The 24997-nt window shown below is 50.1% G+C and carries 18 protein-coding genes and 2 pseudogenes; 15 read left to right on the top strand and 5 right to left on the bottom strand.

Going from position 1 to position 24997, the window contains the following annotated elements; all coding sequences use genetic code 11:
- Nucleotides 1-41: 41 nt before the first annotated feature.
- The 3 genes from LVQ76_RS16290 to queF all read right to left on the bottom strand — a co-directional run bounded on the left by LVQ76_RS16290 (nucleotide 42) and on the right by queF (nucleotide 4141).
- Complete coding sequence (locus LVQ76_RS16290) at nucleotides 42-1340, bottom strand: HAAAP family serine/threonine permease (RefSeq protein ID WP_134184453.1); 1299 nt, start codon at nucleotides 1338-1340, stop codon at nucleotides 42-44.
- Between the two features lie 478 nt (nucleotides 1341-1818).
- Nucleotides 1819-3183: a nucleotide 5'-monophosphate nucleosidase PpnN gene (ppnN, locus tag LVQ76_RS16285; protein ID WP_064513378.1), complete on the bottom strand. Its 1365-nt coding sequence runs from the start codon at nucleotides 3181-3183 to the stop codon at nucleotides 1819-1821.
- 115 nt (nucleotides 3184-3298) lie between these two features.
- On the bottom strand, nucleotides 3299-4141 hold the full coding sequence (queF, locus tag LVQ76_RS16280) for an NADPH-dependent 7-cyano-7-deazaguanine reductase QueF (RefSeq protein ID WP_232922062.1): 843 nt from the start codon (nucleotides 4139-4141) through the stop codon (nucleotides 3299-3301).
- Between the two features lie 68 nt (nucleotides 4142-4209).
- On the opposite strand from queF, the gene syd reads away from it, so the two are divergent.
- The 8 genes and pseudogenes from syd to LVQ76_RS16240 all read left to right on the top strand — a co-directional run bounded on the left by syd (nucleotide 4210) and on the right by LVQ76_RS16240 (nucleotide 11055).
- Complete coding sequence (gene syd, locus LVQ76_RS16275; protein WP_232922061.1) at nucleotides 4210-4758, top strand: SecY-interacting protein; 549 nt, start codon at nucleotides 4210-4212, stop codon at nucleotides 4756-4758.
- A 654-nt stretch (nucleotides 4759-5412) separates the two neighbouring features.
- Complete coding sequence (locus tag LVQ76_RS16270) at nucleotides 5413-5742, top strand: YqcC family protein (protein WP_232905211.1); 330 nt, start codon at nucleotides 5413-5415, stop codon at nucleotides 5740-5742.
- Nucleotides 5742-6512, top strand: a complete 771-nt coding sequence (gene truC / locus LVQ76_RS16265; RefSeq protein WP_232922060.1) for a tRNA pseudouridine(65) synthase TruC — start codon at nucleotides 5742-5744, stop codon at nucleotides 6510-6512. The genes LVQ76_RS16270 and truC overlap by 1 nt, the downstream gene beginning before the upstream one ends.
- Before the next feature lie 27 nt (nucleotides 6513-6539).
- Nucleotides 6540-6989, top strand: a complete 450-nt coding sequence (locus tag LVQ76_RS16260) for a flavodoxin (protein WP_232922059.1) — start codon at nucleotides 6540-6542, stop codon at nucleotides 6987-6989.
- 476 nt (nucleotides 6990-7465) lie between these two features.
- Nucleotides 7466-7828, top strand: a pseudogene (locus LVQ76_RS16255) (MFS transporter); the annotation flags it as partial.
- Nucleotides 7825-8511 (top strand): annotated as a pseudogene (locus LVQ76_RS16250) (enolase C-terminal domain-like protein); the annotation flags it as partial. The pseudogenes LVQ76_RS16255 and LVQ76_RS16250, both read left to right, overlap by 4 nt.
- Nucleotides 8512-8539: 28 nt before the next feature.
- Nucleotides 8540-9874 carry a glucarate dehydratase gene (gudD, locus tag LVQ76_RS16245; protein WP_232922058.1) on the top strand — a complete coding sequence of 445 codons (1335 nt, stop codon included), beginning with the start codon at nucleotides 8540-8542 and terminating at the stop codon, nucleotides 9872-9874.
- A gap of 32 nt (nucleotides 9875-9906) precedes the next feature.
- Complete coding sequence (locus tag LVQ76_RS16240) at nucleotides 9907-11055, top strand: glycerate kinase (protein WP_232905214.1); 1149 nt, start codon at nucleotides 9907-9909, stop codon at nucleotides 11053-11055.
- Nucleotides 11056-11135: 80 nt separating this feature from the next.
- Here LVQ76_RS16240 and barA read toward each other — a convergent pair whose 3' ends face one another.
- The gene (gene barA, locus LVQ76_RS16235; protein ID WP_232922057.1) at nucleotides 11136-13892 is read right to left on the bottom strand and encodes a two-component sensor histidine kinase BarA; all 2757 of its coding nucleotides are present in this window, start codon (nucleotides 13890-13892) and stop codon (nucleotides 11136-11138) included.
- Nucleotides 13893-13952: 60 nt separating this feature from the next.
- Here barA and rlmD point away from each other — a divergent pair, with 60 nt between their 5' ends.
- The 6 genes from rlmD to adhP all read left to right on the top strand — a co-directional run bounded on the left by rlmD (nucleotide 13953) and on the right by adhP (nucleotide 22847).
- Nucleotides 13953-15266, top strand: coding sequence for a 23S rRNA (uracil(1939)-C(5))-methyltransferase RlmD (gene rlmD / locus LVQ76_RS16230; RefSeq protein ID WP_232905216.1), 1314 nt, complete (start codon nucleotides 13953-13955; stop codon nucleotides 15264-15266).
- A 56-nt stretch (nucleotides 15267-15322) separates the two neighbouring features.
- The gene (gene relA, locus LVQ76_RS16225) at nucleotides 15323-17551 is read left to right on the top strand and encodes a GTP diphosphokinase (RefSeq protein WP_154152746.1); all 2229 of its coding nucleotides are present in this window, start codon (nucleotides 15323-15325) and stop codon (nucleotides 17549-17551) included.
- Between the two features lie 62 nt (nucleotides 17552-17613).
- Nucleotides 17614-18405: a nucleoside triphosphate pyrophosphohydrolase gene (gene mazG, locus LVQ76_RS16220; RefSeq protein ID WP_232865733.1), complete on the top strand. Its 792-nt coding sequence runs from the start codon at nucleotides 17614-17616 to the stop codon at nucleotides 18403-18405.
- Between the two features lie 225 nt (nucleotides 18406-18630).
- On the top strand, nucleotides 18631-20271 hold the full coding sequence (gene pyrG / locus LVQ76_RS16215) for a glutamine hydrolyzing CTP synthase (RefSeq protein ID WP_151995032.1): 1641 nt from the start codon (nucleotides 18631-18633) through the stop codon (nucleotides 20269-20271).
- An 84-nt stretch (nucleotides 20272-20355) separates the two neighbouring features.
- Nucleotides 20356-21660 (top strand): phosphopyruvate hydratase, encoded by a 1305-nt coding sequence (eno, locus tag LVQ76_RS16210; protein ID WP_034497984.1) that lies wholly within the window; start codon nucleotides 20356-20358, stop codon nucleotides 21658-21660.
- Nucleotides 21661-21830: 170 nt separating this feature from the next.
- On the top strand, nucleotides 21831-22847 hold the full coding sequence (gene adhP / locus LVQ76_RS16205) for an alcohol dehydrogenase AdhP (RefSeq protein WP_034457491.1): 1017 nt from the start codon (nucleotides 21831-21833) through the stop codon (nucleotides 22845-22847).
- Between the two features lie 48 nt (nucleotides 22848-22895).
- Here the strand turns inward: adhP and LVQ76_RS16200 are convergent, their stop codons facing one another.
- On the bottom strand, nucleotides 22896-24008 hold the full coding sequence (locus LVQ76_RS16200) for a M20 family metallopeptidase (protein ID WP_232922056.1): 1113 nt from the start codon (nucleotides 24006-24008) through the stop codon (nucleotides 22896-22898).
- Between the two features lie 300 nt (nucleotides 24009-24308).
- Between LVQ76_RS16200 and queE the strand changes: the two genes are divergently transcribed.
- Nucleotides 24309-24980: a 7-carboxy-7-deazaguanine synthase QueE gene (gene queE / locus LVQ76_RS16195; RefSeq protein WP_154152755.1), complete on the top strand. Its 672-nt coding sequence runs from the start codon at nucleotides 24309-24311 to the stop codon at nucleotides 24978-24980.
- Nucleotides 24981-24997: the final 17 nt, after the last annotated feature.

Here is a 24997-nt window from a genome sequence, read left to right as displayed (position 1 = left end):
ATGAAAAAAACCGCCAGCAGGAAGCTGGCGGTTTAGAACTGTTAGATGAACAGCGAGTATAGAGAGTAAGAGATAGCAGAAATAGCGACTAGACCCATAATTACCACAAATACATTGCTGATATGACCGCTATATTTGCGCATCGCTGGTACTTTCTGAATCGCATACATCGGCATCAGGAACAGAATCATCGCAATGATTGGGCCGCCGAGGGTTTCAATCATGCCCAGAATGCTTGGGTTCAGGGTGGCGACAATCCATGTCGATACCAGCATGAAGATTGCAGTAATGCGGTTCAATTTACTGATTTCGATGCTCTTGCCTTTGCCGCGCAGGGACTTGATAACCATCCCGTTGAAGCCTTCACGAGCACCTAAATAGTGGCCGAGGAAGGATTTGGTGATAGCGACGATAGCGATAATCGGTGCCATCCACGCAATCACTGGCGCATTAAAGTGGTTAGCCAGGTAAGACAGAATAGAGATGTTCTGTGCTTTTGCTTCTGCCAGGTTCTCTGGAGAAAGGCTCAGTACGCAGCTGAATACGAAGAACATCACGGTAATAACCATCATGATGTGTGCGTAGGACAGGATGCGGGAGCATTTTTTCTCAGCTTCTTCACCATACTCATTACGTTTCGCTACAGCGAAGGCAGAGATGATTGGTGAGTGGTTAAAGGAGAACACCATTACCGGAATTGCCAGCCACAGTGTCATCCATAAACCGCTGCCGGTTGCCGGGCTTGCGCTAAATGACATGGTATCGAATGCAGCGCTGCTCCAGTTAGGGATCAGATACAGTGCCAGAACCATCAGAGCGGCAACGAATGGGAAGACCAGAATACTCATCGCTTTAACGATCATCTGCTCGCCGAAACGAACGATAGTCATCAGGCCAACGATCAGAATCAGTGATAGCAGTGCGCGCGGCGGAGAAACCAGACCCAACTGGTGAGTAATAAAGCTATCAACTGTGTTGGTGATAGCAACGCTATAAACCAGCAAAATTGGGTAGATAGCAAAGAAGTAGAGCAGGGTGATGACTTTACCTGCGCCAACGCCAAAGTGCTCTTCTACAACTTCAGTAATGTCTTCGCCAGGATTTTTACCTGACAGCACGAAACGAGTCAGACCACGATGGGCAAAGAAAGTCATCGGGAACGCGAGGATTGCCATAATGAACAGCGGGATCAGACCGCCTACACCGGCATTAATTGGCAAGAACAACACGCCTGCACCGATTGCGGTGCCGTAAAGCCCCAGCATCCACATGGTATCGGACTTGCGCCACGAACTTTTGCTCTCGACAGAGGCAATACTGCCGGTTTGAGTGGTTTCCATCTACTTACTTCTCCAAAGGAACATATGATTCGAAATCTGGTTCAATCGCGATGACTTGCCATTGACTACTGAAATTTAATGCTGTTTACAGGCTATTTTATAGTAATTTTGGCCAGTGATAATCAGCGGGCGGAAAGATACATTCATGGCGTCAATTCATCAGTGATCAAGATCCCAATTGTAAGAATCTACTGTTTGTATGGTTTTTTGCAGTTTTTCAGTCTGCGGCTGATATTTTATGCAGTATTTATACCCTGAATATGAAGGTTTTGCGGTTTATAAAACGAAGTTTCATTATTTGGTTGTAGTGTAATCACCTGTATAAGAACGATTTTTAGTGAGGAGAGATATGAAATCATAAGTTTTTATGAAGAGAGAAACACTGATACCGGTAACATGCAAAAAGATGAATAAAACAGCAAAAGGGTGAACAAAACTGGGGAAAAAAAGATGGGCGGAGTGACTCCGCCCAGGAGAGTTAGGTACAGATTTCGTAGCAAGGAATATAAGCACTGCCTGGTAATTTCATACGGTGCTGGGCGACAAACCCCTGGAGGAGAACATCCATGCGTTTCATCATGTCTGCATCACCGTGGATTTTATATGGCCCGAATTTTTCAATTGCGCGGATCCCGCCTTCTTTAACGTTACCCGCAACAATCCCAGAAAATGCCCTACGCAAAGAGGCAGCCAGTTGTTCTGCCGGTTGGTCTGGATACAACTTGAGATTCGCCATGTTTTCATGGGTTGGCTCAAACGGCATCTGCAAATCTGGCGCAATTCGAATCGACCAGTTGAAGCTATAAGCATCACCCGTTTCACGGCGATTCTCTTTCACTTTAGGCATAGCCTTTTTCATCTGACGGGCTACTTCAGCCGGGTCGTCAATAATGATTTGATAATGACGTCGCGCTTGCTCACCCACGGTGTTGACGATGAACTCGTCGAGCACTCGGAAGTAGTCAGCACTTTCTTTCGGCCCGGTCAGAATCAGTGGCAATACTTGATCATGGTTGTGAGGATTCATCAGAATGCCGAGCAGGTAAAGCAGCTCCTCCGCGGTACCAACCCCACCAGGGAAGATGATGATGCCATGCGCAATACGAACAAACGCTTCAAGGCGTTTTTCGATATCAGGCATGATAATCAGCTCATTCACCAGTGGATTCGGTGGCTCAGCGGCAATGATTGACGGCTCGGTCATACCAATAAAGCGGCTTTCTTTGTAGCGCTGTTGTGCATGGCCTACAGCCGCCCCCTTCATTGGGGCTTCCATAGCACCAGGGCCACAGCCGGTACAAATATTGAGTTCACGCAGGCCTAGTTGTGTGCCGACGCGACGGGCATAGAGGTATTCGTTTTCGTTGATTGAGTGCCCACCCCAGCATACGACCAGGTTTGGCGCTTCGCCGACGTGCAGTGCACGGGCATTACGTAAGATAGAGAACACCATATTGGTGATATTTGCCGGTTCTTCCAGATCGAGATTCTGGAAGCGACCTGCGCTGGAGAGTTGACCGTTAACGAATAAAATATCGCGTAATACGGCAAACAGGTTAGCTTGCAAAGCCCGGATGATACGACCATCGACGAAAGCGTCTTCAGGAGGGTTAATCAGTTCGAGTTTGACACCACGTTCGCGGCGCAAAATGTTGATATCGAAGTTTTCGTAACGCGACAACAGCTCTTTACTGCTATCGGTCTGGCTTCCTGAGTTAAGTACGGCAAGTGAACAATTGCGAAACAGTTGATAAAGGTCGCTACTGGCCGTGCGCTTAAGCATGTCCACTTCCAGTTGCGACAACATATCCATTGAGCCTAGCGGGCTAATATGTGTAATCAAGTTAACTCCTTACGAAGCGTAAAGTGCCGCTCCCAATGATTACAATAGCCCCGCAATGTTCAATTTAACAACCTGAAAACAATAATCCCACCTCAGGCTGCGAGGCGTTTCGCACTTATTGACGAACCAGACGCCCAAATGCCGGGTGGAAATCGGTATTGGTGCGCCACGGGTTAATATCCAGGCCGCCACGACGGGTATAGCGTGCGTAAACGCTCAGGCTTTCCGGGTTACAAAAATGCTGGATGTCATTGAAGATGCGCTCAACGCACTGTTCGTGGAATTCATTGTGATGACGGAACGACACCAGGTAGCGCAGCAGCTTTTCCCGGTCGATGCGTGGGCCACGGTAGCGAATCTGCACGGAACCCCAATCTGGCTGGTGGGTGATCAGACAGTTGGATTTCAGCAGGTGGCTGACCAGTGTTTCCTCTACGATTTCGTCGCCAGCCGCACCACTGAGGTAATCGGCGTTAAATTCGTAGTTATCAATAGTGATATTTTGATCATCAATACACTCGCCGTGGAACGCCGCAATTTCCTGGCCTTCGAGTTCACGCAGACGGAATAACACCACGCTCACATCGCCCTGCGCGCAGGTGCTTAAATCACGTTTTAACGTTTCCTGAACGGTTTCCCAGTCGGCAAACTGCGTCTGATTGAAGCTATTTAAATAGAGCTTAAAGCTTTTAGACTCAACCAGGTTCACGCTGTTTGCATCAAGCTGCACATGCCCGACTGCCACCTGAGGCAAACCATTACTGTTTAGCCAGGACAGTTCGTACAAGGTCCAGATATCGCCGCCACTGAATGGCAGGTTATCAGCCTGTAAGCCAAGCGGATCGCGATTAAGACTACGCGGTACAGGTTGTAGTAAAGATGGCTGGTATTTATCCTGGTAAGCAGTTGGCTTGCCCAGCGTCAGGCCGCTCAGCGCCTGGTGTTTTTCATAAGACATGTGTCACCAATAGAATGCAGGTACAATTGGCCTTTATTGTACCGCAGCCTTGAGGGAGTGAGAAATTGGTGGATAACGACGTACGTCAGGCACTGGAAGATTTTACCAATCGCTTTTGTCATGCATGGCGTGAGCAGGTGGGTGGGTGGCCCGCGAGCGAAGAATTATATGGTGTGCCGTCGCCGTGTATCGTGACAACTACGGGTGACGATGTGCGTTGGCAGCCGCAGCCTTTTGCACCGGAAAACGATCTTAGCGCGGTAGAACGAGCAATGGACATTGCATTACAGCCTGCGGCGCATCAGTTCTACACCACGCAATTTGCTGGCGACATGCCTGCACTTTTAGGCAGTCAGTCCTTAACTTTGTTACAGGCCTGGAGCGAAGATGATTTCCAGCGTGTTCTGGAGAACCTGATTGGCCATCTGGTCACGCAAAAAAGACTGAAACTTTCACCAACGCTATTCCTTGCGACCACACCCGATGAAATGGAAGTGGTGTCGCTGTGCAATTTAAGCGGTGAAGTGGTGCTGGAGAAAATTGGTACTAAGCAGCGCAAAATAATCGCCCCATCGCTGATTTCTTTCCTTAACGACCTTGAGCCACAGGTTATTTAAGCGTGGATCGCTGATGGGCTTGTGAGAGATCTCTTACACAAGCTGTAAGAGATCTCTAACTTTGCATGCAGACTTTTGTGAGTGATAAATATAAAAATCATTATTTATCATAATATTATGATTATTCCGGTCTGCTTTTGAATGAAAGTTATCGTAAGCTTCAGTTGTGAGTGCCTTGCCAGAGTGAACGAAATGGTAGATTCTATGTCCGTCGACAGGAAGTCGGGAAGTGAAGGAGATGTCAGGATGATGTCACTTCATTGAAGAAGCGGAACACACCAGGATGGTGTTGCAAGGAAGGCTTCAGGACGAAGCAAGGATCACTCAGGAAGAGTAAGGGACACCTCCAGGACGGAGAAAGAGAGCCGAATTTGGATGTTCGGTGGGTCTGGAAGACCAAAGGATATTGCATCAGGATGATGCCGGAACACCTCAGGATGATGGTAGCAGGAAGCGAGTACGACGGATTGTAGGTCAGGAGACCACAGGACATAGTTGTCACGGACGAGCAGGGAGCACCAAAAGTAGCCGGATTAGCTGCGAAACGAACCGGGAGCACTGTTTATACAGTGCTCCCTTTTTTTATGCTTTTTTTCGCCCATTGCAAGAAGTGGTATGATTGCCGGCTTCTTTTGACTGATGCCGGAGGTTTTCATGGAACGCCACGCGCTGGTACGCCAGCATTTACTTATCATTGAACAAGTTTTGCGTGACCATCAACTTTGGCAGGGCTGTGCTCCAGATGCTGAAGCCTTTGAAAGCACGCAACCATTTTGCCTGGATACAATGCAGCCTCACGAATGGTTGCAATGGGTTCTGATTCCCCGAATGCACGCACTTCTTGACGCTCAACACCCTCTGCCTGCTGATTTTGCCCTCGCGCCTTATTACGAAATGGCGCTGGATGCGGCACATGTCGGGCGCGATCCGCTGTTAAAAGCGCTACAAGATCTCGATGCTCTGTTTGCGAGTGACACGAAATAATGCTGGAAATTATTTATCAGGATGAGTGGCTGGTGGCCGTTAATAAGCCGTCAGGTTGGTTGGTTCATCGCAGCTGGCTCGACAGGCACGAAACCGTTTTTGTGATGCAAACCGTACGCGACCAAATCGGCAAGCACGTTTTCACCGTTCATCGCCTCGACAGGCCAACATCTGGCGTATTGCTGATGGCGCTTTCCAGCGAAGTCGCGCATTTATTGTCTCAGCAGTTTGAAAATCACCAGATTCAGAAGCGCTACCACGCTGTGACGCGTGGCTGGCTTGAAGATGATGCGGTGCTTGATTACCCGCTCGTTGAAGAGCTGGACAAAATCGCCGATAAAAAAGCGACTCAGGATAAAGAGGCACAACCTGCGGTAACGCATTATCGTGGTCTGGCGACAGTGGAAATGCCGGTTCCGGTTGGGCGTTACCCAACAGCGCGCTACAGCCTGGTTGAACTCGAACCTAAAACTGGTCGTAAACACCAGTTACGCCGTCATATGTCTCATTTGCGCCACCCGATGATTGGTGACTCAAAACATGGTGATTTGCGTCAAAACCGTGCCGCTGCGGAACATTTTGGCTGCGAGCGTTTAATGCTTCACGCAAGTCAGCTTTCGTTAAATCACCCGGTTACCGGTGAACCGCTGTGCCTGCGTGCAAACCTTGATGACACCTGGATGCAGATGATGTCACAGTTTGGCTGGAGCGGATTGCTGAGTGATATCGAAAAGGTTGAGTTTGTTGCAAGCAACGGCCAGGATGAATAATACAGCCGTAACGCAAGGAGTTAACTGATGGCCGAAGTGGGAATTTTTGTTGGCACGATGTATGGAAACTCGCTGTTGGTGGCAGAAGAAGCCGCAGCGATCCTAAAAAAGAATGGTCATAAAGCAACAGTATTCGAAGATCCTGAACTTGCCGACTGGCAAAAATATAGCGATCAATATGTGCTGGTTGTGACATCAACCACCGGCCAGGGCGATTTGCCAGACAGTATTGTTCCTCTGTTTCAGGCCCTCAAAGACAAAATCGGTTACCAGCCTGAATTGCATTACGGTTTGATTGCATTAGGTGACAGCAACTACGAGCATTTTTGTGGTGGCGGGAAGCAGTTTGATTCCTTACTGCAAGAGCAGGGCGCTAAACGTGTGGGCACAGTTTTAGCCATTGATGCTAACGATCATCCCGAACCTGAATCGGTCTCTAACCCTTGGGTTGAGCAGTGGGCTGGATTGTTAAAGTAACAACATGAATCCAGGGCGGGTGACATCACACTTACCTGCCCTCCGAATAAAATTTGCACTCCGCTTCACCTCAAGCTTAATCCCTTCGTTTTATCTGGTTGTTTCAAAAATCGTGAACCATCCCCCAGCGCGTTGGACAGTCGCCATAAACTGCTCATAAATCGTTCGGTAAACTTGTGTCTTTGCACGATGAGACTCGCTCACTCCCTTCATATACTTTCCATCAGCCAAATAAAAACCGCAGATACAGCATCACAAAAATACTGTGGACAGGCTGATACCTCATTCTGATTACCCTACAAATTCAGTTCAGAATGAATGTAGCTTCGCCCTTCATTCTTCAAGCTGCATTGTTGTTGGCTACGTTCGCTCACCCGAATCACTTAGTTTACTAAGCTCATCGGGACTCGTTCTCTTGCCGCCGCGATGCAACTCGAATTATTTAGGGCATGAAAGTGAAAATTCAGGAGTGCAACATGAATACAATTAGCCAAACGGCGAGCGTTGCCGAAAAAAGGACCAACGCTCGTTATTGGATAGTAGTAATGCTCTTCATCGTCACCTCGTTTAACTATTGAGACCGCGCCACGTTATCTATTGCCGGTTCAGAAATGGCAAAAGATATCGGCCTCGATCCTATTGGCATGGGTTATGTGTTTTCCGCGTTTTCCTGGGCATATGTCATAGGGTAAATTCCCGGCGGCTGGTTGCTGGATAAATTCGGTTCAAAACGGGTTTATTTCTGGTCCATCTTTATCTGGTCGCTGTTTACCTTGCTACAAGGTTTCGTTGATATCTTCAGTGGTTTTGGCATCATCATCGCGCTGTTTACGCTGCGCGCGAGCTAAAAAAACGTTTCCCGGATGCACGCATTACCGTTGACCCTAATGGGGCATGGATGCTGGAAGAAGCCATCGCGTTGTGTAAAGGAATGGGCGATGTGTTGACCTATGCCGAAGACCCATGCGGTGCGGAACAAGGCTATTCAGGCCGTGAAGTGATGGCTGAGTTCCGCCGCGCCACCGGCTTGCCTGTCGCAACCAATATGATTGCCACCAACTGGCGCGAAATGAATCACGCCATCATGCTTAACGCAGTGGACATTCCGTTAGCCGACCCACATTTCTGGACACTCAGCGGAGCCGTTCGCGTCGCGCAGATGTGCGATGAATGGGGGCTAACGTGGGGTTGTCACTCTAATAACCATTTCGATATTTCCCTGGCGATGTTTACCCATGTGGCTGCTGCTGCACCCGGTAAACCAACGGCTATCGACACACACTGGATTTGGCAGGAAGGCGAGCAGCGCCTGACCAATTCCCCACTGCAAATCGTTAACGGCAAAATCGCCGTGCCGGATGCACCAGGCCTGGGGGTTGAGCTTGACTGGGAACAGGTACAAAAAGCTCACGAGGTGTATAAGTCCCTGCCAGGTGGCTCGCGCAACGACGCGACGGCAATGCAGTATCTGGTTCCGGGCTGGAAGTTTGATCGTAAATGCCCGGCATTTGGCCGCAACTAACTCATATGAAAGAAAAGGAATAAATAACATGACAACTTCTACTCCGATAGTCACTGCGATGCAGGTTATTCCCGTTGCAGGCCATGACAGCATGCTGATGAACCTGAGCGGCGCACACTCACCGTTTTTCACCCGTAATATTGTGATTATCAAAGATAACTCTGGCCATACGGGGGTGGGTGAAATTCCTGGTGGTGAAAAAATTCGCCAGACTCTGGAAGAGGCCGCCGCCCTGGTAATTGGCAAAACGCTGGGTGAGTATAAAAATATTCTCAACCTGGTGCGTGCCGAGTTTGCCGACCGTGATTCCGGTGGACGTGGTTTACAGACTTTCGATTTGCGCACCACGATTCACGTCGTTACCGGCATTGAGTCCGCCATGCTGGACCTGCTGGGTCAGCATCTGGGCGTGAATGTGGCGTCTTTGTTGGGTGACGGGCAGCAGCGTAGCGAAGTCGAAATGCTGGGCTATCTGTTCTTCGTCGGCAATCGCAAACAAACTCCGCTGCCTTATCAGAGCCAGCCCGATGAGAAATGCGATTGGTACCGCATTCGCCATGATGAGGCCATGACACCTGATTCCGTCGTGCGTCTGGCAGAAGCAGCTTACGAGAAATATGGCTTCAATGACTTCAAACTTAAAGGCGGTGTATTAGCCGGTAGCGAAGAGGCCGAAGCGGTCACTGCGCTGGCAAAACGCTTCCCGCAGGCCCGTGTAACACTTGACCCAAATGGCGCCTGGTCGCTCGATGAAGCGATTAGCATCGGTAAGCAATTACGCGGTGTTCTGGCGTATGCAGAAGACCCGTGTGGCGCGGAACAAGGTTATTCAGGTCGCGAAATTATGGCTGAATTCCGTCGTGCGACAGGCCTGCCAACTGCAACCAATATGATTGCCACCGACTGGCGTCAAATGGGCCACACGCTTTCGCTGCAATCTGTGGATATTCCTTTAGCCGACCCACATTTCTGGACTATGCAAGGTTCGGTGCGCGTAGCTCAAATGTGCCACGAGTTTGGCCTGACCTGGGGTTCACACTCCAACAACCACTTCGATATTTCACTGGCGATGTTCACCCACGTGGCCGCTGCAGCGCCAGGCAAAGTCACCGCCATCGACACTCACTGGATCTGGCAGGAAGGCAACCAGCGCCTGACTAAGCAACCTTTCGAAATCAAAGGCGGCATGGTACAAGTGCCGAAAACGCCGGGTCTTGGCGTTGAGCTGGATATGGATCAGGTGATGAAAGCGCACGAGCTTTATCAGCAGCACGGCCTGGGCGCGCGTGATGACGCGATGGCGATGCAGTTCTTGATCCCAAATTGGACGTTTAATAATAAGCGCCCATGCATGGTCAGGTAATCTAAAACTTTTCCCACAGCGACGGACGGCATATGAAAATTGTCATCGCACCAGATTCTTACAAAGAGAGCCTCAGTGCTCTTGAGGTAGCGACACAGATTGAAGCCGGTTTTCGGGAAGTGTTCCCGAACGCCCACTATGTGAAATTGCCCGTCGCTGATGGAGGTGAGGGCACCGTAGAAGCGATGGTCGCCGCAACAAACGGTGAAATCATTAAAGTGGATGTCACCGGGCCGTTGGGTGACCCGATTCAGGCGTTTTACGGAGTTTCTGGCGATAAACAGCACGCTTTTATTGAAATGGCTGCGGCGAGTGGCCTTGAGCAGGTTCCACCTGAATTACGCAACCCGCTCAATACCACGTCGTGGGGTACCGGTGAGCTGATTCGTTTTGCGCTCGATAGTGGTGTGCAAAGTATCCTGATTGGCATTGGTGGCAGCGCCACCAATGACGGAGGGATCGGTATGTTACAGGCACTTGGTGCACGCTTACTGAACAGCAATGGCGAACCTCTGGGATTTGGGGGACGGGAAGTGGCACGGCTCGCGAGCATTGATATTTCAGGCCTGGATAAACGGCTTAAAGAGTGCCGTATTGAAGTTGCGTGTGACGTTACCAATTTACTAACCGGTGAAGAGGGCGCAACGGCGGTGTTTGGCCCACAAAAAGGTGCCACACCTGAGATGATTAGTGAGCTTGACCAGGCTCTTGATCACTATGCAAAAATTATCGCCCGAGACCTCGATATCGATGTGTTGACACTTTCTGGCGGCGGTGCTGCGGGTGGCATGGGCGCGGCGCTGTACGCTTTTTGTGGAGCACAATTGCGACAAGGCATTGATATAGTCACCGAAGCATTGAAACTTGATGAACTGGTGCGCGATGCAGATCTGGTGATTACCGGAGAAGGGCGTATCGACAGTCAGTCCATTCACGGCAAAGTACCGATTGGCGTGGCGAAAGTCGCGAAGCGCTACAACAAGCCAGTGATTGGCATTGCCGGTAGTTTAACGGCGGATGTTGGTGTGGTGTATGACCACGGCCTGGATGCCGTATTTAGTGTCTTATACAGCATCTGCACCCTGGAAGAAGCCCTGGATAATGCGGGAGATAATCTGCGTATGGCCGCGCGAAATATCGCCGCAACGCTTGCAATAGGTGGTGGATGTCGCCTGCGCTAATCCACCAACAAAAACAAAACCTTCTGAAACCGCGTAGGTCGGATTAGCGCAAAAGCTATCCGACATCAACACGATATTTATTAAAGCATCCGCTGTGCTTCTTTGGCGACATTGTTCATTTCATCAAGAAGTTCAAAGAGTTCAGGCTCAAGATCTTCTGGTTTCACGCCGCTACGCAGCTCATGCTCAATTGTTCGACACAAGTTTTTCAGCCGTGGCACGCCGCTGTAGCTACAACTGCCGTGAAGTTTATGAATGATTTCGACCAGCTGTTCCGGATTTTCTCCCACCAATTGCTCTTCAACTTTGTTGCGCACTTCGGGCAAGAATGCCAACAGCATTTGCAGCATATCGCGTGCCAGATCCGGCTTGTTAGCGGCCTGTTGCAGCGCCAGCGCCCAATCCAGCGTCTGATTTTGATTGCTGATTTGTAGTGTAGTTTCTACATTTGCAACCAGCGCAGGGGCGGTGATTGCCCCGGGCTGATAACGCATCAGCAAACTATAAAGTTTTTTCTCTTCGATTGGTTTGGCAAGGTAGTCATTCATCCCGGCGCTTAGCAGCTTCTCTTTTTGCCCCGCCATGGCGTGTGCTGTCACCGCAATTACCGGCGTCTGCTGGTGGTGCGGCATCTGGCGAATTAACTCACAGGCGCGGATACCATCCATTTCCGGCATCTGAATGTCCATCAGGATAATGTCTATTTGCATCTGTTTTGCACGTTCGATGGCCTGCACACCGCTGCCGCACAGTTCGACGTTCTGCACATGATCTTCAAGCAATGCGCCAATCAGTTTCAGGTTGGCAGGGTTATCGTCAACCGCCATAACCGTAAGTGGGAGTTTCTTGTTTTCAATACTCTCAACCACAGTGGAGCTTGCATCAAAAGTGTGTTCAGCGAGTAGCGGCAACAGTCGGGTCGAGGTAATAGGTTTCAGCAGGCACGCCGTCACCCCTTGTTTTTTAAGAGCCTCCGCATCGACTTGTGCATGACTTGGTAATGCGAAAATCAGGCAGTCAGCCATGGAGGCCGCTTTTGCAAGCTTCGGATTTAGCATGGTTAACGTGTCATGGAACGTAACCGGAATACCGAGCAGCATAATATCGTAGTGACCTTCGGCAAGAGTCGAAAACGCCGGGCTGTAGACAACTTCGAGCGGAGTATTCGCCAGAATATTGAGCGTGCTTTGTGCCGCCGTGGCATTTTGTTCCACATAGGCAATGCGTTTCCCAGCCAGGTTTTCGGTTGAATAACCATCCAGAACTGCATTGGAATTCAAATCCAGGTTGATATAGAACCAGAAGGTTGAACCCTGATTTGGTTGGCTGTGGAAGGAAATATCCCCTCCCATTTCGGTAACCAGTTTCTGGGTAATAACCAGGCCCAGGCCGGTGCCGCCGTGACGACGTGAAATGCTGGCATCAGCCTGACGAAACGCCTGGAATAAACGCGATTGTTCCTGCTCGGGAATACCGATGCCGGTATCGTGAATTCGCATTTCAACTTGTACTTTGTTATTGCCCTGCGAGCGCTTTTCGACCACCAGGTCGATATTGCCGCTTTCGGTAAACTTAATCGCGTTGCCTACCAGATTCGTCACCACCTGCTGCAAGCGCAGTGGGTCTCCAATGACGTTATCCGGGACATCATTTTTGATATTAAGCGTTAGCTCCAGCCCTTTATCATGAGCCGAATGGGCAAGCAGAGTGACGACTTCATCGAGCGCATTACGCAGCGGGAAAGGAATGCTTTCAAGGATCAGTTTGCCCGCTTCCAGTTTCGAGAAATCGAGCACGTCATTAATGATTGTCAGCAGGTTATTAGCTGAACGTTCAATGGTATGCAGGTGATCGCGCTGAGTGGCATTCAAATCCGTTTTCAGCGTCAAACGGGTAAAACCAATCACGCCATTAAGCGGCGTGCGTAATTCGTGAGACATATTGGCAAGGAATTCAGACTTAATACGCGCCGCTTCCTGAGCGCGTTTCTTCGCCAGATCCAGCTCCACGTTTTGGATCTCCATCTGTTCGAGTGTTTCACGCAGATCGGAAGTGGCCTGGTCAATATTGTGCTGCATCTCTTCGTGATAAGCGGTGAGCGACATTGCCATCGAATTGATGCCATTTTTGAGCATATCTAATTCGCCGAGCATGAAACCTTCGACACGACTATCGAGCTGCCCGCGTCTTATCCTGTCGACGGTATTCACCATATTACGAATTGGCCCGGTGACATCGCGCATCAGACGGTAGGCAAACAGCATCGCAATACCGACGCAGAACAACATCATCAACGTCGAGATAAAAATTTCCCGATATTGCTGTAAACGCACGGATTTGAGATCGAGCTCGATGGCGACATAACCGAGCGTGTTACCTGCAGGTTTGGCATCGGTTACCTCGGATTCGTCCGGGGAGTAGCTCTCAGAAATAATCGGGGTTCGCAGAATAATCGAATCGCCGTGCCGCGAGATGCTTAAACTATGCGGCGGTTTTTCATTATTCGGTAGCTTCAGTGAAGCAGCATTTAGCTGATAATTAGAGGTAACAAACAGTTTGTTGTTTTCGTCGAACACTGAAATTGCTCGCACGATATCGGAATGACGGCGGTGCAACACGCTGACCAACTGACGAATCGACTCTCGGCTGTGAAAGCTCATGCCATATTCACTCGCGACCGCCAGCGGCTCGATAATGTTGGCGCCAGAGTCTTCAAGCTGACGCTGCAAGTCGTTGTATCGATGGACGACAAAAAAGATGCTGAGCAATAAACCGATCATTAATGTCGGCGCCAGAATCAGGATCATCATGCGTGCGCGCAGGCTGTAGTTGGTCATGGGGTTCCGATATGGGACAATTGAAGCAATAGTTAATATTTTAAGAGAGCACTCAGGCTCATGGCGCAATTCTACTCTGCAAAGCGACGGGTTACGACTCGTCAGATCATAACCGTGACGGTTAATGACCTTGACCCATTTGGCCAGGGCGTCGCACGCCACAACGGTAAGGCGCTTTTTATCCAGGGCGCGCTGCCTGGTGAACAAGTCGAAATTACCATTACTGAAGATAAACGTAACTTTGCTCAGGCTAAAGTTAAGCGGCGTTTAAATGATAGCCCGCAACGTGTGACACCGCGTTGCCCGCATTTTGGTGTCTGTGGTGGCTGCCAGCAGCAGCACGCCAGCATCGAACTGCAACAGCAAGCGAAATCAAGGGCGCTCGCCCGCATGATGGGCGCGCGTGAAAACCCGGCAGTGGTGAACGAAATTATTTCTGGAACACCATGGGGTTATCGCCGCCGTGCGCGGTTAGGGTTGAATTACCAGCCTAAAACACAGACCTTACAAATGGGGTTTCGCAAATCTCAGGACAGCGAACTGGTGAATATTCACCATTGCCCGGTTCTGGCGCCCCAACTTGAAGCGTTACTGGAACCATTGCGCCAATGTTTGTCAGAATTAAAAGCGGTCAGGCGTTTAGGGCATGTTGAATTGGTCCATGCAGATAATGGCCCGCTCATGGTGCTGCGCCATTTAGATGCACTCCATGATGATGACCGACAAAAACTGGAACGCTTTTCGCATTCTCATGGCGTCACGCTGTATTTAGCGCCGGACAGTGAGACACTTACGGCCTTGGGTAATGACGAACCTTGCTATCATTCAGACGGGCTAAGCTTAACGTTCAGCCCACGGGATTTCATTCAGGTGAATGATGGCGTGAACCAACAGATGGTCGCCCGAGCTATCGAGTGGTTGGATGTTCAGCCAACTGACCGCGTACTGGATTTGTTCTGCGGAATGGGAAATTTTACGCTCCCACTCGCAATGCGTGCCGGAAGTGTCGTCGGGGTGGAAGGCGTTGCTGCGCTGGTCGCGAAAGGTGAATATAATGCACAATGTAATTCACTGAAAAATGTCACATTCTTCCATGAAAATCTTGAGGATGATGTGACTCGTCAACCCTGGGCTGCCCAAGGGTTTGACAAAATATTGCTCGACCCTGCACGAGCGGGGGCACCCGGTGTCATGCAACATGTGATTGCACTCGCACCACGCCGAGTGGTCTATGTTTCATGTAATCCGACGACACTTGCTCGTGATAGCGAGGCATTGCTGGAAGCAGGTTACCAACTGCGCCAACTCGCCATGCTGGATATGTTCCCGCACACGGGGCACCTGGAGTCGATGGCGCTGTTTGAGCGAAATTAAGTGGTTAAATCAAGTCGAGCGACTTGATTTTAGTACCCCACCGAAGAGGACGGACAATGGTTGCGGTAAGAAGTGCACATCTCAATAAAGCTGGCGAATTTGCGCCCGATAGATGGATTGCGAGCCTCGGGATCACCAACCAGCAGTCATGTGAACGCTTAGCCGAAACCTGGCGGTATTGCGAGCAACAGACCAAAGGCCATCCTGACGCAGAATTGCTGTTGTGGCGCGGCGTCGAGATGGTGGAAATCCTGTCGATGCTGAGCATGGACAACGACACGCTGCGAGCCGCGCTGTTGTTCCCTCTTGCCGATGCGGGTGTGGTCACCGAAGAAGTGATGCGCGAAAGCATTGATAACCAGGTTGTGACGTTGATTCACGGCGTGCGCGATATGGCTGCGATTCGCCAGCTAAAAGCCGCTCATACGGATTCCGTTTCTGCTGAGCAGGTCGATAACGTTCGTCGCATGCTATTGGCAATGGTGGATGATTTCCGCTGCGTGGTTATCAAACTGGCAGAGCGAATTGCTCATTTGCGCGAAGTCAAAGACGCTCCGGAAGATGAACGTGTTCTGGCGGCAAAAGAGTGCACCAATATTTATGCTCCGCTCGCTAACCGTCTCGGCATTGGCCAACTCAAATGGGAGCTGGAAGACTACTGCTTCCGCTACCTTCATCCTGATGAATACAAACGAATCGCGAAATTGCTGCATGAGCGTCGTATCGACCGTGAGCATTACATCGACGATTTTGTCAGCGCACTGCGCAAAGCGATGAAAGAAGAGGGTGTTAAGGCTGAAGTGTATGGCCGCCCTAAACACATCTACAGTATCTGGCGCAAGATGCAGAAGAAATCCCTCGCCTTTGATGAGCTGTTCGATGTGCGTGCCGTGCGCGTGGTGGCTGAACGTTTGCAGGATTGCTACGCAGCACTCGGTATTGTGCATACCCATTATCGCCATATGCCTGACGAGTTCGATGACTATGTCGCCAACCCGAAACCTAACGGTTACCAGTCGATTCATACGGTGGTGTTGGGGCCAAACGGCAAGACTATTGAAATCCAAATCCGAACCAAGCAGATGCATGAAGATTCGGAGCTGGGCGTTGCTGCCCACTGGAAATACAAAGAGGGCAATGCCAAAAGCGGCAGTTCCGGCCACGAAGATCGCATTGCGTGGCTGCGTAAACTGATCGCCTGGCAAGAAGAGATGGCTGATTCCGGTGAACTGCTGGATGAAGTGCGCAGCCAGGTGTTCGATGACCGTGTGTATGTGTTTACGCCAAAAGGCGATGTGGTGGATTTACCGGCAGGCTCCACGCCGCTCGATTTTGCTTACCACATCCACAGCGATGTCGGGCATCGCTGTATCGGTGCCAAAATCGGTGGGCGCATTGTGCCGTTTACCTACCAGTTGCAGATGGGCGACCAGATTGAAGTTATCACCCAGAAGCAGCCGAACCCGAGCCGTGACTGGTTAAACCCAAACCTGGGCTATATCACGACGAGCCGCGGGCGGGCGAAAATCCACAACTGGTTCCGTAAACAAGATCGCGACAAAAATATTCTCGCTGGGCGGCAGATCCTTGATGATGAAATTGAACATCTGGGTATCAGCCTGAAAGAGGCCGAGAAATCATTACTGCCACGTTATAACTTCAACGATATCGAAGAGTTACTGGCGGCAATTGGTGGCGGTGATATTCGTCTTAATCAGATGAGTAACTACCTGCAAGCGCAGTTTAATAAGCCAACAGCAGCTGAGCAGGATGAACAAGCGCTTCGTCAACTGAAGCAGAAAACGCACACGCCGCAATCGCGCAGCAAAGATAATGGCCGCGTCGTTGTAGAAGGTGTGGGCAATCTGATGCACCACATTGCGCGCTGCTGCCAGCCGATTCCTGGTGATGAGATTGTCGGTTTTATCACCCAGGGGCGCGGAATTTCGATTCACCGCGCAGACTGCGACCAGCTTGCGGAGCTGCAATCCCACGCGCCAGAACGCATTGTGGATGCAGTGTGGGGCGAAAGCTACTCCAGCGGTTATTCGCTCGTGGTGCGCGTTACCGCCAACGATCGCAGCGGATTGCTACGCGACATCACCACGATTCTGGCGAATGAAAAGGTGAATGTTTTAGGGGTTGCGAGCCGCAGCGATACTAAACAGCAACTGGCGACTATCGACATGAATATTGAAATCTACAACCTACAAGTGCTGGGCCGTGTGCTAGGTAAATTGAACCAGGTGCCGGATATTATCGATGCGAAGCGATTGCACGGTTAGACGTTTGTGACAAAAGGGCGGGAGCAATCCCGCCTTTAAATTTTGTATTGCAAGGAATTGAAATGAACCAAATCGATCGCCTTCTGGGCATTATGAAGCGCTTGCGCGACCCGGAAACCGGCTGTCCGTGGGACAAAGAGCAAACTTTCGCGACTATCGCGCCCTATACGCTTGAAGAAACTTATGAAGTGCTCGATGCCATCAACCGCGAAGATTTTGATGATCTTCGTGGTGAACTTGGCGACTTACTGTTCCAGGTGGTGTTTTACGCACAAATGGCCCAGGAAGAAGGGCGCTTTAATTTCGACGACATCTGTGCAGCCATCAGCGACAAACTCGAGCGTCGTCATCCGCATATCTTTGCTGACGGCACCGCAGGAAACAGCACCGAAGTGCTGGAGCGCTGGGAACAAATCAAGAGCGATGAGCGTGCTGAAAAAGCGCAACATTCTGCACTCGATGATATCCCTCACGCTCTGCCTGCGTTAATGCGCGCACATAAAATCCAGAAGCGTTGTTCAACGGTTGGTTTCGACTGGACCACGCTTGGCCCGGTATTAGACAAAGTCTATGAAGAGATAGACGAAGTGATGTTTGAAGCCAAACAGGTCGTCGTTGATGAAGCCAAACTGGAAGAAGAAGTCGGTGATTTATTGTTCGCGACCGTCAATCTTGCACGCCATTTAGGCACCAAAGCTGAGACCGCTTTGCAAAAAGCCAACCTTAAATTCGAGCGCCGTTTCCGTCAGGTAGAAGAGATTATTGCCGCCAGAGGCCTGACAATGACCGGAGTTGACCTGGAAATCATGGAAGAAGTCTGGCAAGAAGTTAAACGCCAGGAAACTGATATCTAACACGTTTTTGTGGTCAAGCGCATTTTATGGCCATTTCGATTTAACAAGCTCTTGATTTGAGTCAAAAACATTTCTACCAGACGGGCTATTTTCAGTGCCCTGACAAAGTGCGAGGTCAGGGCTTAGCAGACAGAATGAAAGTTTGTGGCGCCGATACTGTTCGGGTATACTACTTTCCCGTCCTGGTACTCCCATCGTCTTTAAACCTAACTTCTCAGGTTCAGCATGACAACGAACTATATTTTTGTGACCGGCGGGGTCGTTTCCTCTCTGGGTAAAGGCATTGCCGCAGCCTCCCTCGCAGCTATTCTCGAAGCCCGTGGCCTCAACGTATCCATCATGAAACTCGATCCGTATATCAACGTCGATCCGGGTACCATGAGCCCTATTCAACATGGGGAAGTGTTCGTTACAGAAGACGGCGCTGAAACCGACCTGGATTTAGGTCACTACGAGCGTTTCATTCGCAACAAAATGACGCGTCGTAACAACTTCACCACTGGCCGTATCTACTCAGATGTTCTGCGTAAAGAACGCCGTGGCGACTATCTGGGCGCGACAGTCCAGGTTATTCCACACATCACGAACGCAATCAAAGAACGCATCCTTGAAGGTGGCGAAGGCTACGATGTCGTGCTGGTTGAAATCGGCGGTACTGTAGGTGATATCGAATCCCTGCCGTTCCTCGAAGCGATTCGCCAGATGGCCGTAGAAGTGGGTCGTGAGCACACGCTGTATATGCACCTGACTTTGGTGCCATACATGGCTGCTGCCGGTGAAGTGAAAACCAAACCGACTCAACACTCCGTTAAAGAGCTGCTTTCTATCGGTATTCAGCCTGATGTGCTGATTTGCCGCTCAGACCGCGTCGTTCCGGCTAACGAACGTGCAAAAATTGCATTGTTCTGTAACGTGCCGGAGAAAGCGGTTATTTCTCTAAAAGATGTTGATTCCATCTATAAAATTCCAGGCCTGTTGAAATCACAGGGGCTGGACGATTATATTTGTAAACGATTCAGCTTGAACGTTCCTGAAGCTAACTTGTCCGAATGGGAACAAGTTATTTATGAAGAAGCGAATCCGACAAGCGAAGTCACGATTGGTATGGTCGGCAAGTACATTGAACTGCCAGATGCCTACAAATCTGTGATTGAAGCGCTGAAACACGGTGGTTTGAAAAACCGTCTTACCGTTAACATCAAGCTGATTGACTCGCAGGATGTTGAAACTCGCGGTGCTGAAGAAATGCTGAAGGGATTGGATGCTATCCTTATCCCTGGCGGTTTCGGTTACCGTGGTGTGGAAGGCAAAATCGCCACCGCGCGCTATGCTCGTGAGCAGAACATTCCATATCTGGGCATTTGCTTAGGTATGCAGGTTGCGCTGATTGAGTTCGCACGGAACGTTGCAGGCATGGCTAACGCCAACTCAACTGAATTTGTGCCAGACTGTAAATACCCGGTGGTCGCCTTAATCACCGAGTGGCGTGACGAAGAAGGTAACGTTGAAGTTCGTACTGAAAAGAGCGACTTAGGCGGCACCATGCGTCTTGGTGGCCAGCAGTGTCAGTTGACCGATGGTAGTCTGGTGCGCCAGATGTACGGTGAGCCGACAATTACTGAGCGCCATCGCCATCGTTATGAAGTCAACAACATGTTGTTGAAGCAAATTGAAACAGCAGGTCTGCGCGTTGCGGGCCGTTCCGGTGATGACCAACTGGTAGAAATCATCGAAGTGCCAAATCATCCTTGGTTTGTTGCTTGCCAGTTCCACCCGGAATTTACTTCTACTCCGCGTGATGGGCACCCACTGTTCGCAGGCTTTGTGAAAGCTGCCGGTGAGTACCAGAAGCGTCAGGCGAAGTAAGCAGAAAGTTAGAACGACAACGCGCGAATGTTTCGCGCGTTGTTTGTCTGGAGTTTTAGTTTAACTTGTACTGAGGAAAATCTAATGTCCAAAATCGTTAAAGTCATCGGTCGTGAAATCATCGACTCCCGTGGTAACCCGACTGTTGAAGCTGAAGTTCATCTGGAAGGCGGTTTCGTAGGTATGGCTGCTGCACCATCAGGTGCTTCAACTGGTTCCCGCGAAGCGCTGGAACTGCGCGATGGCGACAAATCTCGCTTCCTGGGCAAAGGCGTTCTGAAAGCCGTTGCTGCAGTTAACGGCCCGATCGCTGCGGCTGTAATTGGTAAAGATGCGAAAGACCAGGCTAACATCGATAAGATCATGATCGACCTGGACGGTACCGAAAACAAATCCAACTTCGGCGCTAACGCAATCCTGGCTGTTTCCCTTGCTGCTGCTAAAGCTGCTGCTGCCTCTAAAGGCCTGCCGCTGTATGCACACATCGCTGAACTGAACGGCACCCCAGGCAAATTCTCTATGCCTCTGCCAATGATGAACATCATCAACGGTGGCGAGCACGCAGACAACAACGTTGATATCCAGGAGTTCATGATTCAACCAGTTGGTGCTAAAACTCTGAAAGAAGCCATCCGTATGGGTTCTGAAGTGTTCCACACCCTGGCTAAAGTTCTGAAATCTAAAGGTATGGGTACTGCTGTTGGTGACGAGGGTGGCTATGCGCCAAACCTGGGTTCCAACGCTGAAGCACTGGCTGTAATCGCTGAAGCGGTTAAAGCTGCAGGCTACGAGCTGGGTAAAGACGTTACTCTGGCTATGGACTGTGCTGCTTCTGAATTCTACAAAGACGGTAAATACGTTCTGGCTGGCGAAGGCAACAAAGCTTTCACCTCTGAAGAATTCACCCACTTCCTGGAAGACCTGACCAAACAGTACCCAATCGTTTCTATCGAAGACGGTCTGGACGAGTCTGATTGGGATGGTTTCGCATACCAGACTAAAGTTATGGGCGACAAACTTCAGCTGGTTGGTGACGACCTGTTCGTTACTAACACCAAAATCCTGAAAAGAGGTATCGACAACGGTATCGCTAACTCCATTCTGATCAAATTCAACCAGATCGGTTCTCTGACCGAAACTCTGGCTGCGATCAAAATGGCGAAAGATGCTGGCTACACTGCAGTTATCTCTCACCGTTCAGGCGAAACTGAAGACGCTACCATCGCTGACCTGGCTGTTGGTACTGCTGCAGGCCAGATCAAAACTGGTTCTATGAGCCGTTCTGACCGTGTTGCTAAGTACAACCAGCTGATTCGTATCGAAGAAGCTTTGGCTGCAGCGGGCACACCAGCTCCGTTCAACGGTCTGAAAGAAGTTAAAGGTCAGTAATTCGTTACTGCTTTAAATTCTGATTAAAAAACCCGCTTCGGCGGGTTTTTTTGTGCCCTTTTTTCGCCAAACCTGAGTCACCCTCGCATAAACCGGGAATGCAGTTTGCGGTTGCCTGTGCTCTCGACCAGGATTAGTGAGTTATTTCACTCACAGGTCAGGAGACCGCCATGAAAGCTGCAGTTGTTAACAAAGACCACTCTGTCGGCATCATAGATAAGCCCGTTCGCCCACTTGAGTACGGCGAGGCATTACTGACGATGGAGTGTTGCGGTGTTTGTCACACCGATTTGCATGTGAAAAATGGAGACTTTGGTGATGTGACTGGCATTACGCTGGGTCACGAAGGTATCGGGGTAGTGAAATCTATCGGCCCAGGTGTTACTTCGCTGAAAGTGGGGGACCGTGCTAGTGTCGCCTGGTTCTTCCGTGGATGCGGAAATTGCGAATATTGTAATACTGGTAACGAAACGCTGTGTCGTAGCGTAACAAACGCAGGGTATACAGCAGATGGTGGAATGGCCGAAGAGTGCATCGTTGTTGCTGACTATGCGGTAAAAGTACCCGACGGCCTCGAATCTGCCGCAGCCAGCAGCGTGACTTGTGCGGGCGTGACAACTTACAAAGCGGTGAAAGTTTCGCATATCCAACCAGGGCAGTGGATTGCGATTTACGGCTTAGGTGGTCTTGGTAACCTCGCACTGCAATACGCAAAGAATGTGTTTAATGCCAAAGTTATCGCTATCGACGTGAATGATGCACAACTCGATTTTGCCAAAGAATGCGGGGCTGATTTAGTCATCAATTCGCGCAATGAAGATGCGGCAAAAGTTATTCAGGAAAAAGTAGGTGGCGCACATGCGGCTGTGGTCACCGCTGTCGCAAAAGCGGCGTTCAACTCGGCGGTAGATGCGGTTCGTGCCGGTGCTCGCATTGTTGCTGTTGGGCTGCCTTCAGAGTCCATGAGTCTCAACATTCCGCGTCTGGTGCTTGATGGCATCGAAGTTGTTGGTTCATTAGTTGGAACTCGCATGGATTTGGCTGAAGCCTTCCAGTTTGCTGCCGAAGGCAAAGTTGTGCCGAAAGTGACGATGCGCCCACTTGAAGATATCAATGCGATCTTCAAGGAAATGGAAGAGGGTAAAATCAAAGGCCGCATGGTGATTGATTTTAAAACGAAGAAGTAAGCGTTGCCGGGAAAATTTAATATGGCCGGGTTTCCCGGCCATTTGATTTTATAGCGACTGAATCACGCGTTTAAGCAGCCGAATTCTCGGCTCGATGCTGTCTATCTCCAGATACTCTGACGCACTGTGGAAACCTGCGCCGATCGGGCCAAACCCATCAAGCGACGGGACACCTAATGCGGCTGTATGGTTAGCATCTGAACCACCACCCACAGACTTCCAGCGTACGTCGATACCTTCGGCAACACCGGCCTGTTCAACAATTTGCATTAACTTTTCAGTATCTGCTGTTGGTGACATGGCTGGTTTATGCGCTTGCTGTTTAACAGCGGTTTTCACATCGCGCTCGAATTCCCGCTGGCTATAAGCCTGGATTGCAGCATGGACTCGCGCATATTCATCGTTGTCCTGGAAGCGGACATCGACAATCATCTCCGCATGTTCCGGTACGATATTCGCCACGACACCACCAGAAATCACACCGACATTGATAGTGGTTCCTTTTGACATATCTGCCAGGTCACTGATTTCCAGAACGGCGCGCGCCAGCGCTTTTATAGCAGAGCGACCAGACTCCGGGTCATTGCCCGCATGTGACGCCACACCCTTAAATGTGAGTTTATAACCTGCAATGCCTTTGCGTGCTTTCACCAGCGAACCATCAGCCCTGGCGGCTTCACACACCAATACATAACGGCTACGTTTTGCCAGTTCACCAATCCAGTGGTGGGAGTGAGCGGAGCCGGTTTCTTCATCCGGGTTCATTGCCACGCCAATGGATAACCGCTCCAGAGTCGCCTTATCCATTTCGCGCAACGCCCAGAGAATATTCAGCAGCCCGCTTTTCATATCGGATACGCCAGGGCCATATGCACGGTTTCCTTCAATGCGGAAAGGGCGCTCAGCTACAGTTCCGACTGGGAACACGGTATCCATATGCCCGACGAGCAGCACGTCATACCGATCAGCATTGGGTTTGTTGGTTGCAAACAATCCTGGCCCAACTTTTTCACCGAGTGAGACTCGGTCGCATTGCCAGTTTTCGTCCTGATACCAGTGCTGAATAATTCTGCTGACTTCCTCTACGCCATCAATAGTTGCTGTTCCACAGTCGATGTTGACTACTTTTTTTAGTTCATGAAGATACTGTTTTAAATCCATGGGGGTACTCCAGAATCATAGTTAACGTGGCGCCAGGCATCCTGCACCTGTGAGCCCATCAGAAAAATGGCTGGAGCGATGCTAAAAGTGTCTGGTGAATGGGAACATGACGATGATCAAGCCGCGTGGCATAGAGGTAGATCAAGGGGAATTGTTGTGATGATAACCATGTTTTATATGCGTTATCAGGTGTTTTTTTAACATTGATTCTGGAACATATGCCGCCGCAGCCGCGTTACGCATGATCTCAGCCGTCACTTCTGCGATAATTACTCTTTATACCTATTATCTGAGAAGACTATGCAGTATCCGATTAACGAGATGTTCCAGACCCTGCAAGGGGAGGGCTATTTTACTGGTGTGCCCGCCATTTTTATTCGCCTACAAGGCTGCCCAGTGGGCTGCGCGTGGTGCGATACCAAACACACCTGGGATAAACTCGCGGATCGTGAAGTCTCTCTGTTCAGCATTCTGGCTAAAACCAAAGAAAGCGATAAATGGGGCAATGCCAGTGCCGAAGATCTGCTGGCAATTTTTCAGCGCCAGGACTACACCGCCCGCCATGTAGTGATTACCGGTGGCGAACCTTGTATTCACGATCTCACGCCACTGACCTCGCTCTTTGAGCACCACGGCTATAGCTGCCAGATTGAAACCAGCGGCACGCACGAAGTGCGTTGTACTGCCGGAACCTGGGTTACCGTTTCACCAAAAGTGAATATGCGCGGTGGATATGATGTGCTGTCTCAGGCGTTAGAGCGTGCGGACGAAATTAAGCACCCGGTTGGGCGTATGCGTGATATTGAAGCGCTGGACGAACTGCTGGCGACGTTGGTGGATGATAAAAAACGGATTATTGCGCTTCAGCCAATCAGCCAGAAAGAAGACGCAACACGCCTGTGCATTGAAACGTGCATTGCCCGCAACTGGCGACTTTCGATGCAGACACATAAATATTTAAATATCGCATAAAACTAAAAAGGCACCTT

Source organism: Buttiauxella cochleicola (genome assembly GCF_021283185.1).
Taxonomy (GTDB): domain Bacteria; phylum Pseudomonadota; class Gammaproteobacteria; order Enterobacterales; family Enterobacteriaceae; genus Buttiauxella; species Buttiauxella massiliensis.
This window is presented reverse-complemented; position numbering and strand designations above follow the sequence as displayed.